This is a genomic window from Spiroplasma endosymbiont of Tiphia femorata (genome assembly GCF_964020225.1).
GTDB lineage: Bacteria > Bacillota_I > Bacilli_A > Mycoplasmatales > VBWQ01 > Spiroplasma_E.
In genome coordinates this window covers 1,037,920-1,052,412 of the sequence record NZ_OZ026544.1, presented here as the reverse complement: position 1 = coordinate 1,052,412, position 14,493 = coordinate 1,037,920, and the positions used below count along the sequence as shown (strand labels likewise).

The following is a 14,493-nucleotide window of genomic DNA, read 5'->3' as shown; positions in this document are numbered from 1 at the left end:
TTTTATTGATGATTCCTTTTTTATTATACTAATAATTTTATTTTTTTAAATAGTGTTTTATAGTAATTATTAAATAATTACTATAAAAAAATTTTAATTTTTTTTATTCATTTGAAGAATTATTATTTTTGATATTTTTTAATATTTCTTCAATGTTTTTAACTCTAGTGTTGGTATTATCATATTTAAAGCGTAATTCTGGAACTTTATATTTATTACTTGTTTTGGCAAGTGCGCTTCGACAAAAACCTTTCGCTTTTTCTAAAGCATTACTAATAGTTTTAATATCTAAATTATCTAAGTAAACTGTTCAATAAATGGTAGCATAACTGTTATCTTTTGTTATTTTTACATTAGTAATAGTGATATCTTTGAAAAGAATATTTTTTGATTCTTTTTTTAATATATTAGTAATTTCTTTTTTTAAGAAACTTTCTTGTTGTTCAAATTTAATGATAGACATCCTATTTTGTCTCCACTTCTTCTACTAAATATGATTCAATAATATCATTTTCTTTTAAGTCATTAAAATTTTTAATAGTAATACCGCATTGAGTTTCTTTTTTAGCAATTTTTAAATCATTTTTTTCATGTTTTAAACCACTGATTTCACCGTTATAAATAACAACATCATCACGAATGATATGAACTTTGCTATTACGTTGAATGAAACCATTAATGACAACACAACCAGCAATTGTTCCTACTTTTGAAAAATGAAAAGTTTTAATAACTCGTGCTTGACCAAGAATTTTATCTTCATAAGTTGGTTCTAATAAACCTTTAGCAGCCAATTCTAATTCTTCAGTTATTTTATAAATGATATTATGTAATCTAATTTCAACACCGGCATTGTTAGCAGCTTCACGAATAACATGATTGGGACGAACATTGAAACCATAAATAATACTTCCTGAAGTTTGAGCAAGTTTAATATCTGATTCACTAATACCACCAATAGTTGCTCTAATAAACTTAACAGTAATATCATTAACATTAATTTTATTTACTGCTTGAACGATTGCTTGCACTGAACCTTGAGTATCTGCTCGTAAAATAACATTAATTTGTTTTAATTCACCTGTAGCAACATCTTGTGTTAAATTACCTAAACTAATTTGTCGATTATTTCTAATTTTATTTGTTTCTTCTGTTTGTCGTACTAGTGCTACTTTTCTTGCTAATTTATCATCATTAAAAACAATAAAAGATTCACCAGGAGTAGGGGCTGTTTCAAATCCTAAAACTTGAACAGGCATTGAAGGTCCAGCTTTAGTAATTATTTTACCAGTATCATTAATAAGGCGTTTAATTTTTCCTTTAACACTACCAGCAACTACAATATCAGTAACTTTTAGTGTTCCACCTTGTATTAATAAAGTACAAATTGAACCAACATTTTTATCATGATGAGATTCGATAACAGTTCCATTAGCAAATCGATTTGGATTAGCATTTAGTTCTTTTAATTCAGCAATTACTAATATGGCTTCTAATAATTCATCAATTCCTTGATTTTTTAAAGCACTACCATAAACAAAAATAGTATCGCCACCTCATTCTTCACTAGTTAAATCACAATTAGCTAGTTCATTCATAATGCGATCAGTATTAACATTTCGTTTATCCATTTTATTAACAAAAACAATAATTGAAACACCAGCTACTTTTGCATGGTCAATTGCTTCACGAGTTTGTGGCATCACACCATCATCACCAGCAACTACTAGAACAACAATATCAGTAATTTTAGAACCACGTGAACGCATTTCAGTAAATGCTTCATGACCTGGGGTATCAATAAAAGTAATTAATTTATTATTAGTTTTAATTTGATAAGCACCAATATGTTGAGTAATACCACCGTGTTCTTGATTAGTAACTTTAGAATTACGGATAGTATCTAATAGTGTTGTTTTTCCATGATCAACATGGCCCATAATTGTAACAACAGGTGGTCGAGTTACTAAATTTTTTTTATCATCTTCTAGATTAATATTTTCTAATAAGTTTTCATATGTTACCACTTTAGCTTTTTCAAAATCAATATTTCATTCCAAACAAAGTTCAAGCATTAATTCTTGAGTTAATATTTGATTTTGATTAAATAGTTTGCCTTGTTTCATGAAGTATTTAATAATGTCAGTTACTGGATGATGCAATGCTTTAGCAAATTCTGAAATAGTTAAAGGTTCGTTATATAAAAATACTCCTTTTTCATTAATTTGAGATGTTTTTTGTTTTAGTTGTTGATTAATATTTTGTGTTTGTTGAGATATTCGTTTTTTTGCCATTTGCATCCCGCCTTTCGCTTGGGAAAATTAATCTCAATTTTTTTTAATTTCATTAATTAATTGTTCATAAAATTCATTTGGAATTTTTGTTTTTAATGCTCGTTCTAATGCCTTATTTTTAATAAGCAAAGGTATTAATTCAAGTTTAGGTTGGATGTAGGCACCTCGACCATTTTGTTTGCCAGTTTTATCAATGAATAATTGTCCTTCTTTATTAATAACAATTCTAATTAATTCACGTTTAGGTAAAATAGTATTTGTAACTATACATTTACGCATTGGTATTTTTTTACGTTGAATTAAAGGTATTTTATTCATAACGACCTACTTTATTGTTTATTGATTTTTATTTTTTCATTGTGTTTTTTTTAATAATTCAGATATAAACTTTTCATATTCACTTTCTTTAATATTACCATTTCAAGTAAATTTAATATTATTTTCATTTGCTTGTTCTAATGAAGTAATATTAATATTTCAGTGAGTTACACCGGCAACTAATTTAGCAGCCATACCATTTTTACCAATAGCTAATGATAATTGTTCAGTAGGAACAATAATATTTGCTTGTTTTTCTTCTTCATTAATATCAATTGAAATAACTTTAGCTGGTGTTAAAGCGTTAATTATATATTCTTTTATATTAGGATTTCAGGCAATAATGTCAATTTTTTCGCCACTTAATTCTTGCGTAATTAATTTTGTTCTTTCGCCTTTTGGACCAATACATGCACCAATACCATCAATGCTTGGATCATGACTAACAATTGCAACCTTAGCTCTAATTCCAGGAATACGAGCAATATCTTTAACTTCGATTACACCTTGTGCTATTTCAGGAACTTCTAATTCTAGTAAACAACGTAAAAAATTAACGTGAGTTCTTGATGCTAAAATTTGACCATAGTTTTTATTTTTAATAATATCTTCAACATAAAATTTGATGTAAGTATTATTAGCGATTGGTTTATTTTTTGGTAAGATCTCACTAGGGATTTGATTTTGTTTTGGTAAGAAAGCATAGGCTCTACCAATTTTAATTAACATATAAGTTTCTTCAACGCTTTCAATAGTACCAATTAATATGTGATCTTTTTTATCAATAAATTCATCATAAATTGATGTTTTTTCTGCTTCACGAATTGATTGTTTCACTACTTGAATAGCTTTAAAAATTGATAAACGAGAGAATTGATCACTAGGAATTATTTGCGTATATGTATCACCAATTGTTAAGCCGGGATTCTTTGTTTTAATAGTTGAAAGTGCAATTTCTAATTCAGGATCTTCAACTTTTGGAACAACAATTAAATCCTTTAAAATTTTAATAGTACCTTTATTTTGATCAATTTCAATTCTGATATTTGTACTATCATCACGATGACTTTGATATTCATATGCTTTTTTTAGTCCTTCTTTTAAAGCTTCAATGATATCTTCTTTTGCTATTTGTTTTTCTTCAGCAATTTCATTTATGGCATTTAAAATGATTTGACTAATTTCTTTGTCCACTTTTTCTCCTCCTTGTTTTTTATAAACATTGTTGTTTATTATTTAATAGTATTTGAAATAGATTTATTTCAAAATGAAAATATACTTAAATAAAAAAATAAAATATATTACACTAGAAATAATAAAGACAGCTGGTAGCTGTCTTGCTATAATTCTAATTCATTGTTCATTATACAATATTATTAATTTGAAAACAATAGAAATTTATTAAATGATAGAGTTTTATTATCGTAGATTATATTGTATAAATATCTTTCATTATATTAATGGTAATTTTCAAGTTTTAAACTGATTAAATATAATTATTTATATAGTAGTAATTGTTTTTGTTCTATTATCATTGAAAGATATAACATTCATTTTAAAGTTTCTATTTTTTAAAATCAATGGGAACTAAATTGCTTTTCAATACTAATTTGTTCTTATATTGATATTAATCTCCTATATATTCTGCTTATCAAAGATTAGACATTTTTTTAAAATATTTTCAAACATTAGTAAAAATGTTAAGATTTATTTATTAAATTTTATTAAATAATAAAAATTTGGAGTAAATATTATGAGTAAAAATAAGAAAAAGAATGAAAATATTGGTATTATAATTTTTATTTGTTTAATAATTATTATCACTATTATATTTTTGATTAAGTCATTATTTAAAGGTTTAGAAAAATGAATTGTTAATAATGTTTGAATAACTATAATTATTATATTTTCTATAATTATTGTTTCAATTTTAACTACTATTATATTGACAAATAAATATTTAAAATATAAAAAAAATTATTTTAATTTAGAAAAAAGTAAAGAAATAGAATATTCTTATCAAATGATAGAATTAGAAAATCGAATTAAAAATTATGAAAAAATTTATCCAAATTTAAAAAAATTTTGAACATCCTTATTAATATAAATGAAAATTATTAATAATTAGACATTTGAAATCGATAGTAATTAAAGTGATAACATTGATAAGTTAAAAAACTAAACTTTAAATGAGGACACAATTGTATATTTCAATTTTATTAAGTGATATTATTAATTATAAAAATTAAAGAAGGAGAAAAAAATGTTAAAAGCAGGAAGTATATTAATATTTATTGTTTTTATTTTAGAATCAATATTTATAATTCCTTTATTATGAACAATACACGGTTTTATTTTATACAAAAAAGTAAGTAAAGGTGAAGCGACTACTGATCAAAAAATTGCTTTAGCAATATTAGGAATTATCTTTGGTGCTGCATTAGGTATTATTGGTGGTATTTTTATATTAGTTGATTTAAACAATGATGAAAATAAAATCCAAAGATATTAATAAAAAAACATCATTAATTAATGATGTTTTTTATTTTTTTAAATAGTTTTCCATTGGTTTTAATAAAAATTATTATATAATTTTTATAGTTTGATTTAAAAACAACTTAAAATTATTAACTAGGAGGAAAACAAATATGGAAGTTATTATTTTAGAAGCCACAAATCTGATGAATGAAATAATTTTACGTTATAAAAATGAAATTAACAAAATTCGCACCGGAAGAGCTAATCCTAATATCTTAGAAGGAATTAATGTTAGATGTTATGGTGGTGTTGATAGTTTAAGTAATATTGCCCAAGTTAAAGTAGCAGAAGCACATCAATTATTAATTAAACCATATGATCGTAGTTTAATTAAAGACATTACAGAAGCTGTTACAAAAGCTGATTTGAAATTACAAATTAAAAGCGAAGCAGAGAATATACGTTTAATTTTCCCACAATTAACAGAAGACGTTCGTAAAACTTTAGTTAAAGATTTGAGTAAAAAAACTGAAGAATATAAAGTTAAAATCCGTAATTGTCGACGTGATGCTGTTCAAAATCTGAAAAAAATAAAATTACCAGAAGATCAAGAAAAGCATGCAGAAACTACAATTCAAGATTTAACTGATAGTAAAATTAAAGAACTTGTATTAATAGAAAACAATAAAAAAGCCGATTTAATGAAAATTTAGCAATAAAGCAATAAATAGTTAGGGGTTAAATATTGTGAAAAAAAAGATAATAAATAAAGAAAATATAAAATCTAAAGTTTCTTTTTTTGCAAAACTTAGTAATTTTTTTAGAACCTATCGAAATCGTATTCTTACAAGCTTTATGTTAATTGCTTGTGGTGTATTATGAATGTTTATTGGGGCAGTTTATTTAGAACCAATTTTTGGTAATAAACCACAGTGATCAGCGTATACATTTATGATAATTAATACTTTAATTTTTATTGGTTGTTTATGAGAAATTATTAATTTAAAAAAAGAATCAAATTGATCAATTGTACTTAAAATTTCTATAATTTTAACAGGAATCATACTTTTATGAGTTCCGCTTGGTAAAGAAACTTTTGGTCCATATATTTATAATCATTATTGATTTGAAACTTGAATGACTTTATTAATTTTATTACTTTTCATTTGTATGTTTATTTTAATTGCTTGACGAAGTAAAAATTTTCAATTAAGTGATGTTATTTTTATTTTTACTTGAATTATTTATTTAGTGTTTGTTGTTAAAGCTGTTAATTTTTTAATGTTATCAGAAATTAAACTTTCAAAACTAGGATGACCAACATTATTGTTTTTATTCATTATTGTTATGTCTAATGATGTTGGTGCTTTTATTGGTGGTATAATTTATGGTAAAACAAAAATGGCACCAAGTGTATCACCAAATAAAACTTGAGAAGGTGCTATTACTGGTTTAATAACAGCAATTATTTTAAGTATGATAACAGTAACTGTTTTTTTAGAAACAAGTAATTATAATCCCTTACCTTTTTTAGAAGTTAATAGTAAAGCACCAATCTATATTGCTTATTTTGCTACTAGTTTTATTCTTTCAATTGCTAGTCAAATGGGTGATTTATTATTTTCTTATTTGAAACGTAATTATCATGTTAAGGATTTTTCAAATATTCTACCTGGACATGGAGGATTATTAGATCGTTTAGATTCATTTTCAACAGTAGTTATTTTTGGTTTTCTAATTACTCTAGCAGCTATTGCTTAATATATAAAATTTAAGGATGAAGTTATGTATATATTTTTAGCCATTTTAATTGGTTTATTTACAATATTATTTTTAATTACCTTGCATGAATTTGCTCATTTTGTAATTGCTAAATTATCAGGAGCATATGTATATGAATTTGCTATTGGTATGGGACCAAAACTTTTGCAGTGAGGTAAAAAAGAAACACGTTATACTTTAAGACTATTACCATTGGGTGGTTATGTTTCTATTGCTTCAGAAATTGCTGATGCTCCTAAAGGACGAGAAGATGAAGTAATTGATAGTAAACGAATGATGGAAAACTTGCAACGTGGTAAAAAAGCAGCTTTCATTAGTGCAGGTGCACTAATGAATTTATTATTAGCTTTTATTTTATTAATGATTGGATATGGAATTTATCCACATAAATATGATCCTAACTTGCCACCAACCTATGCAACAACAGGACCATTATATGAAGCTGTTCAAAAATATAATAAAGATAATCCAAGTTTACCAATTTTAGATACTGATGCTATTACTGGTATTTATAATACTGGTGATATTGAATCTAAACAATCAATTAAATCATATTATGATTTACAAACATGATTAAGTAAATATAATAAAAAGACTACTAATGGTACAGTTATTGCTGACTACAAAATTACTTTTGATAGTAAAGATGATAAAACTGTTACTTTTAAACCTGTAGAACAAAAAGGAGTATTATTCATTGGTGTTAGTCAAGGTAGTTATTATTTAAATGCAGGGCAAGTTATTAGTAATGGTATCATTGATACTTTTAAAGATAGTTACAGTCTTTTACAAGCATTAGGACAATTAGTTACTTTTCATTGACAAAATTTATCAGGACCTGTTGGTATTGTTAAATCAACTAATAGTTTTTTAAATCCTGATTTATCATCAACACAAGCAGCAAGTACATATTTTCGTTGAGCAGCATTATTATCATCTAATTTATTTTTATTAAATATGTTACCAATTCCGCCATTGGATGGTTATAAATTTGTTGAAAATGCAGTTGAAGCGGTAACAAGAAAAAAATTAAATGAAAAATATAAAATTATTGTCAGTATTGCTGGAGCTATATTATTTTTAGTTATCTTTATTGCTATTACTATTAAAGATATATTTTTTTAATCTTTACTTTATAATAAAATCCTATTATAAATAGGATAATAAATTTGAATGAAAAAGTTTTGAGCAATTTTCTTAATTATTTATATTTTAAAAAAATAAAATAGTAACTATTTTAAGTGAACAATATTGTTCACTTTTTATTTTGAAATAAAATCTATAAGTATAAAAACTAAAATTTATATCGATTATTTGCTCCTAAGAGAATTATTTTTTCTTCAACAAATTTCTGAATAGCTATCATTGCATTTTCTATTAAGGTATTAATATTAGATAAATTAGAGTTAGTTTGCAAACTTTTTTTTAGACTTTCAACATAAATCTTTCTTAAATCACTGCTAATATTAACTTTAGTAATACCAGCTTTAATTGCTAGAGTTAATTGTTCATTATTAATAGTAACATTATCATGTAATACTAAAAAAATTTCAAGCATTTTAATAGCAATTTCTTTAATTAGAGAAATTTTTAAATCTTGTCTATTATCTTGATGATGACTATTGATAGCAGTAAATACAAGACCATTAATATTAGTTTTATTTCTAAATAATATTGCTTGTTCAATTAAATTAATATCATTAGTAATATCTCCTTTGGGTATTATTGTAAAAAATCTCTGATTCAACAATAATACCCAAAGGAGCAGCAAAATGAACAATGTCTTTAGTTTTTTCAATATTTTCTTTAATTGGATAGTTACTGTAATTTAACATAACTGAACTAAAATCAGATGTAATTTTAGTTTTAATAAAGTGTGGATCAAGACAGTGGTCTAGTTGTAAAAAAATTGGTACTTTTGCACGATTAATAACATTGTTAGTAATAGCAAGTACATATTTTAAATCAATACAATTAATAGTGTTAGGTGTTATCATTAAACATATTGGTGCTTTTTGTTTTTCGGCTGCATTAGTAATTGCAATTAACATTTCTAAATTATCAAAGTTAAAACTTGGGATTGCGTATTTGTTAATTTGTGCATGTTTTAACATTGTTTTCAAGTTAATTTTCAATTAAAATCACCTAACTTTTCTTTTTTATTTAATTATATCAATAATATTTATCATGTAAGGAATATAAGATATATTTTAAATTTTTACTTTTTTCTTTTCTTTTTAATTTTGCTTTTCTTTTTTTTATTAAGTTGACGTAATATTTTTTGATAAAAATCATATAAACGATGTTCAGAAGTTTGATAACGTTTGAACATTAAGTTATTAATTCAAATATAAAAATATTGTAAACTGAAAACTAAACCAAAAACAAAAACAACGGCACTAGCAGCGATTAATCATCCATATTCACCATTTGAATAATCAAAGAAAAAATATGGATATCATGTATCTCTTGGTGGATGACCAGTTTCTATAAAATCTAAATAACGTAAATGACCTCTAATTAGAATAACAATACAATAAATTGCTGGATAAATAACAATTAATCATAAATATATTTTATGTTGTTGTTTCATATTAATATATTGATGACCTGATGTAACAATAAAGCTAGTAATCATAATTATTGGCATTAATAAGTGTAAAATTAATGTTGCAATTCAATTATAAGCACTGTATTGTTTTGGATCTTGCTCAGCAGTGAAAATACCTATTCAAAATACTAACATCGTAATAGTAATATAAACAGTTACTGCTAATCGAGTTTGAAAACTTGGTTTAGTACCACGAAAATAAGAATCAAATAAATAAACACAAAAATAAATAACAACCATATAATTACTCTCAGTAGTAAAAAAAGCATAGTAGTTACTTACTCGTTCACCATATCCTAAATCTTCAAATTTTTCCATTGGATAATATATTGCACTAATTAAATCAATAATTAAAAATAAAATTATCATTATTAATGCAGATAAACGTATATAAAAGTTGGCTTTGTTACTTAATTTATACATAATAATCCCACATTTTTTCTTTTTTCTTTGTATTATAATTCTAACATTAATTGTGTATTTTCTTCTAAATGTTCTAATACTCCTAAGTCATTTAATAGTTGATAATTAGTTTTAGTAATATTAGTTCGTAGTTGTAAATCATTTTTTGAAGTAATTGCTTGTTCACTCCTTGCTTTAACAATTGAATTAGCCACAATTTCACCCAATCCATCTAAAGTAATAAAAGGTGGTAAAATTTGTTTTTCACCATTTATTACTTTAACTTGAAAAAGTTTAGCATCAGAATGTTCTAAACTAATATTGCTAAATTTAATATTTCTAGCATTCATTTCTAATGCTACTTCTAATAATGGGATTAAATCTTTTTCTTTAGTAGTAACTGTATTTTTTTGACCATCATTTTTTCTTAATCTGTTATTAATATCTTTTAATTTATTAGTAATAGCACCAATGCCTTGTAACATAGTTTTAATATCAAAAATTTCACATCTTGTTGTAAAATAAGTAGCATAATATTCATGCGGATAATAAACTTTAAATCAAGCTACTCTTCATGCCATTAATACATAAGCAGTAGCGTGTGCTTTAGGAAACATATATTTAATTTTTTTGCAAGATTTAATGTATCAATTAGGAACTTTCTTTTCTTGCATTAACTTTTCATATTCTTGTTTAATGCCTTTTCCTTTACGGACATCTTCCATAATGTTAAAGGCAATTTTTGCTGGTAACCCTTGATATACTAAATAAGTCATAATATCATCACGACAACCAATTACATCTTTTAGTTTTAAACCTTGTTGTGAAATTAATTCATCAGCATTATTTAATCAAACATCAGTACCATGTGATAAACCAGATATTTGTACTAATTCAGAAAATGAAGTAGGTAATGTATCACTTAACATTTTACGAACAAAACCAGTACCAAATTCAGGGATACCAATTGCTCCTGTTTTTTCGCCAAGTAAATCATCACTAGTAATATTTAAGGCACTTAAATTAGAAAATAATGATAAAACTTTTTCATCTTGATTAGGAATAGTTTTTGGATCAATACCAGTTAAATTTTCTAACATTTTTAATGCTGTTGGATCAACGTGACCTAGAATATCTAATTTTAATAAATTATCATGAATAGCATTAAAATCAAAGTGGGTAGTTTTTCATGTAGAACTAGTATCATCAGCTGGAAAATTAATTGGTGTAAAATCGTTAATATTATATTCTTTTGGTACAACAATAATACCACCAGGATGTTGACCAGTTGTTCTTTTAATACCAACACATCCTTGACTTAGTAACTCTAGTTTTGCTGCACGCATATCTGATTGACCAATTTTTTCTGCATAAGCTTTAACATAACCATAAGCTGTTTTATTGGCAATTGTTGAAATTGTTCCAGCACGAAAAACATTTTCTTCACCAAACATTTCTTTAGTAAAATCATGAGCTTTATTTTGATATTCACCAGAAAAGTTTAAATCAATATCAGGTGTTTTATCACCATCAAATCCTAAGAATGTTTCAAAAGGAATATCATGACCATCAGTAATTAAATCAATATTGCATTGTGAACATATTTTTTTTGGTAAATCATAACCACACTTATAAGAACCATTACTAATAAATTCACTAGTTTTACATTGTGGACATAAATAGTGTGGTTGTAGTGGGTTAACCTCAGTAATGTTAGCAAAAGTAGCTACTAAAGATGAACCAACTGAGCCACGACTACCAACAAGATAACCATCTTGTAAAGATTTTTCTACTAATTTGTGTGCAATTCAATAAACAACAGCAAAACCATGAGTAATAATTGCATCTAATTCGCGAGTTAAACGTTTTTCTACATATGTTGGTAATGGATTACCGTAACGATTTCATGCTTGTTCATAACAAAGATTACGTAATTTAGTATCAACATTAACAATACTTGGTGTAAATAAGCCATCTTTAATTGGTTTAACCATTTCAAATTGTTTTGCTAATTGCAAAGGATTATTAATAACAATATCATTAATTAAATTAGGGTCATCTAAAAAGTTAAATTCTGTTAACATTTGATTAGTAGTTCTTAAATGTTGATCGGGATATGATGTAACTTTACCTTTACGATCAAATAATGGGTGTAACAAACCACCAATTGCTTTACTATTAATAATAACATCACGATACATTTTTTCATGGGGATGTAAATAGTGGGCATCGCTAGTAGCAATTACTAATTTATTCAATTTAAGAGCATTATTAATAATTTTTTTAATAGTATCATGTAATTGTTCTTTAGTAATATTTCCTAACTGTATTAAGTGTTTATAAACAGCAGGTGGTTGGATTTCAATAAAATCAAATCATTTCATTATTTTAATTAGTTCTTCTTCACTTTTATTTAATGCTGTTTCAAAAACAGCACCATTTATACAACTACTACCAATTAATAATTCTTTTCTATTTTCATTAATTGCTTCTGATATGATTTTTGGTGTTTTATAAAAATACTTTGTATGAGATAGTGAAACTAATTGATATAAATCTTTTAATCCTAATTGATTTTTTGCAAAAATAGTAATATGTTCACCACGAAGTTTAAAATTAATTTGTTCATTAATTAAGTTATTAATTTCTTGTAAATTAATACAATTAAATTCTGTTTTTAATTGTTGTAACATTTTTAAAAATACTTGTGCTAATACATTAGCATCATAATCAGCACGGTGGGCAATTTCATCATCATATTTAATGCCATAAGTACGACAAATAGTACCTAATCGATAATATTTTAGTTGTGGTAGAATTGCTCTAGATAATTGCAAAGTATCAATGACAGGATTATTTAAAGGCATGAAACCCAATTGTTTCATTGCTGCTTGTAAAAAACCAAAGTCAAAGTTAGCATTATGAGCAACTATTGTTTTATTGCCAATTATTTCAATAATTGTTGGCAATATTTGTTGTAATGTTTGTTTATCTTTTAACATAACATTGGTAATACTAGTAAGTTCAGTAATATGTTCAGGTACGGGATTATTTGGTTTAATTAAAATTGTATCTTGTTTTAAAATCATATTGTCTTTAACAATTGTATAACCAAATTCAATAATTTCGTGGTAATTGGTTGATAAACCAGTTGTTTCTAAGTCAAGAACAATGTATTCTAAATCTAATAATGATGTATTAATATTATTTTTAGTAATACTAATATTATTGGGGATTAAATCCATTTCAACACCATACATTACTTTTAAGTTTGGATGTTTTTTAGCGGCATTAGCAATATCTGGGTATGCTTGTACATTTAAGTGATCAGTAAAACCAATTGCTTGGTGTCCTCATTTAGCTACTTGATTAATATAATCACTTGCTGAAGTAATACCATCCATAGCACTCATTTTAGTATGAGTATGAAATTCAATTCTTTTAGTTTTAGCATCATCATTATTGTTAGTATTTTTATTATTTAAATCAATAATTAAATCATCAATTCATAGTACTTGTTCTTTACTATAATTATCATAACGACTATTAGCATTAATTTTTATTCAATCATCAACTTTAATATTATCAAATTTCTCATCTGGTTGATCGCTATTAATAAATGCTTTGCAAGTAATTGCATCACTATAATCAGTAATTCAAAATGAATAAAATCATTTTTGAGTTTTAGTTAAAAATTTATTAATTTTAAAAACTTTACCACTAATAATAATATTGGGTTCATCGCCAATGATATCTTTAATGCTATGAGTTGGGTCTGTTATTTCTAAATTAACTTTTGCTTTTTTGCGATAAGTAGTTGTATTAAAATTTTTACTTATATTATTGTTAGGAATTTTAGTTTTTAAATTGTTAGTAATTTTGCTAATTTCTGCTTTAGATTCATTTTCATAACTAATAAATGGTTGCTCTGCTTTATTTATTTTAATTTTTAATTGAATTTTTTTAAAACCATATTGTTGAAAGTAGTTAATAAATTGTAAAAATTCATTAGTTATTAATTTTTCTTCAATACTATTATGAATGGTAATGGTAATAATATTATTTTTATAATTAATTGCTGAGTCGGGTAAAGAATAATAAATGCCAGCTAATAGTTGCAATTTATGAGTTTTAATATAATGAAAATATGTTAATACAGTTGATTCATCAGCAGTAAGGGAAACATTAAAATCGACACTAATATTCGAAACAGGTAATTTTTCAAAATGTTGTTCAAAACTTTTTAAAGTAGTAGTTGTTAGAAAATTAGGTAAGTTGATGGTAATTATTACTTGTTGATTATGATGAAAATATTGTACTTTTTTAATAGTAGCATGATTAAATTCATTATTAACATCATTAAAATCCATTTCATGGAAAAGTTTTTGTAAATCTTGATTCATATATTTTTCCCTCTCTTAATACTAAATAATTGACAATAATAACTATATTTTAATTAAAATATATTAAATCATTATTCTAATGTTTAATCAAATTTCATATTTTAATTATAACTTAATTAAAATTCTTATTCTTATTCTTATATAAAAAAAGTATGAAATTTTAGTTATAAAAAATAAAAACAAAATAATTTAATTGCAATAAAAA

13 protein-coding genes are annotated in these 14,493 nt (G+C 24.7%); 5 read left to right on the top strand and 8 right to left on the bottom strand.

Annotation, left to right across the window (positions count from 1 at the left end; genetic code table 4):
* Positions 1-103: 103 nt before the first annotated feature.
* From rbfA to nusA, 4 genes are read right to left on the bottom strand one after another with little or no spacing between them, the layout of a single operon-like run.
* A complete protein-coding gene (gene rbfA / locus AACK83_RS06560) occupies positions 104-463 on the bottom strand; it encodes a 30S ribosome-binding factor RbfA (protein WP_252320089.1) in 360 nt (119 codons plus the stop codon).
* Between the two features lies 1 nt (position 464).
* A complete protein-coding gene (infB, locus tag AACK83_RS06555) occupies positions 465-2,294 on the bottom strand; it encodes a translation initiation factor IF-2 (protein ID WP_338957117.1) in 1,830 nt (609 codons plus the stop codon).
* 27 nt (positions 2,295-2,321) lie between these two features.
* Positions 2,322-2,612 (bottom strand): RNase P modulator RnpM, encoded by a 291-nt coding sequence (gene rnpM, locus AACK83_RS06550; RefSeq protein WP_338957115.1) that lies wholly within the window; start codon positions 2,610-2,612, stop codon positions 2,322-2,324.
* A gap of 18 nt (positions 2,613-2,630) precedes the next feature.
* Positions 2,631-3,806 (bottom strand): transcription termination factor NusA, encoded by a 1,176-nt coding sequence (nusA, locus tag AACK83_RS06545; RefSeq protein ID WP_338957112.1) that lies wholly within the window; start codon positions 3,804-3,806, stop codon positions 2,631-2,633.
* 559 nt (positions 3,807-4,365) lie between these two features.
* Between nusA and AACK83_RS06540 the strand changes: the two genes are divergently transcribed.
* The 5 genes from AACK83_RS06540 (at position 4,366) to AACK83_RS06520 (ending at position 7,997) form a co-directional block, all read left to right on the top strand.
* Entirely contained in the window at positions 4,366-4,719 is a 354-nt protein-coding gene (locus AACK83_RS06540) for a hypothetical protein (RefSeq protein WP_338957110.1), read from the top strand.
* A gap of 156 nt (positions 4,720-4,875) precedes the next feature.
* Positions 4,876-5,124, top strand: coding sequence for a hypothetical protein (locus AACK83_RS06535; protein ID WP_338957106.1), 249 nt, complete (start codon positions 4,876-4,878; stop codon positions 5,122-5,124).
* Between the two features lie 136 nt (positions 5,125-5,260).
* Positions 5,261-5,803 carry a ribosome-recycling factor gene (locus AACK83_RS06530; protein ID WP_252319733.1) on the top strand — a complete coding sequence of 181 codons (543 nt, stop codon included), beginning with the start codon at positions 5,261-5,263 and terminating at the stop codon, positions 5,801-5,803.
* Between the two features lie 34 nt (positions 5,804-5,837).
* Positions 5,838-6,851, top strand: coding sequence for a phosphatidate cytidylyltransferase (locus tag AACK83_RS06525; protein WP_338957080.1), 1,014 nt, complete (start codon positions 5,838-5,840; stop codon positions 6,849-6,851).
* Between the two features lie 24 nt (positions 6,852-6,875).
* Complete coding sequence (locus AACK83_RS06520; protein WP_338957078.1) at positions 6,876-7,997, top strand: site-2 protease family protein; 1,122 nt, start codon at positions 6,876-6,878, stop codon at positions 7,995-7,997.
* A 169-nt stretch (positions 7,998-8,166) separates the two neighbouring features.
* Here the strand turns inward: AACK83_RS06520 and AACK83_RS06515 are convergent, their stop codons facing one another.
* From AACK83_RS06515 to AACK83_RS06500, 4 genes are all read right to left on the bottom strand, one after another.
* A complete protein-coding gene (locus AACK83_RS06515; protein WP_338957077.1) occupies positions 8,167-8,619 on the bottom strand; it encodes a class II fructose-bisphosphate aldolase in 453 nt (150 codons plus the stop codon).
* The gene (locus AACK83_RS06510; RefSeq protein WP_338957076.1) at positions 8,573-9,007 is read right to left on the bottom strand and encodes a class II fructose-bisphosphate aldolase; all 435 of its coding nucleotides are present in this window, start codon (positions 9,005-9,007) and stop codon (positions 8,573-8,575) included. The genes AACK83_RS06515 and AACK83_RS06510 overlap by 47 nt, the downstream gene beginning before the upstream one ends.
* An 83-nt stretch (positions 9,008-9,090) precedes the next feature.
* Complete coding sequence (locus AACK83_RS06505) at positions 9,091-9,852, bottom strand: Pr6Pr family membrane protein (protein ID WP_338957074.1); 762 nt, start codon at positions 9,850-9,852, stop codon at positions 9,091-9,093.
* An 86-nt stretch (positions 9,853-9,938) separates the two neighbouring features.
* Positions 9,939-14,288: a PolC-type DNA polymerase III gene (locus AACK83_RS06500; RefSeq protein WP_338957072.1), complete on the bottom strand. Its 4,350-nt coding sequence runs from the start codon at positions 14,286-14,288 to the stop codon at positions 9,939-9,941.
* Positions 14,289-14,493 lie beyond the last annotated feature (205 nt).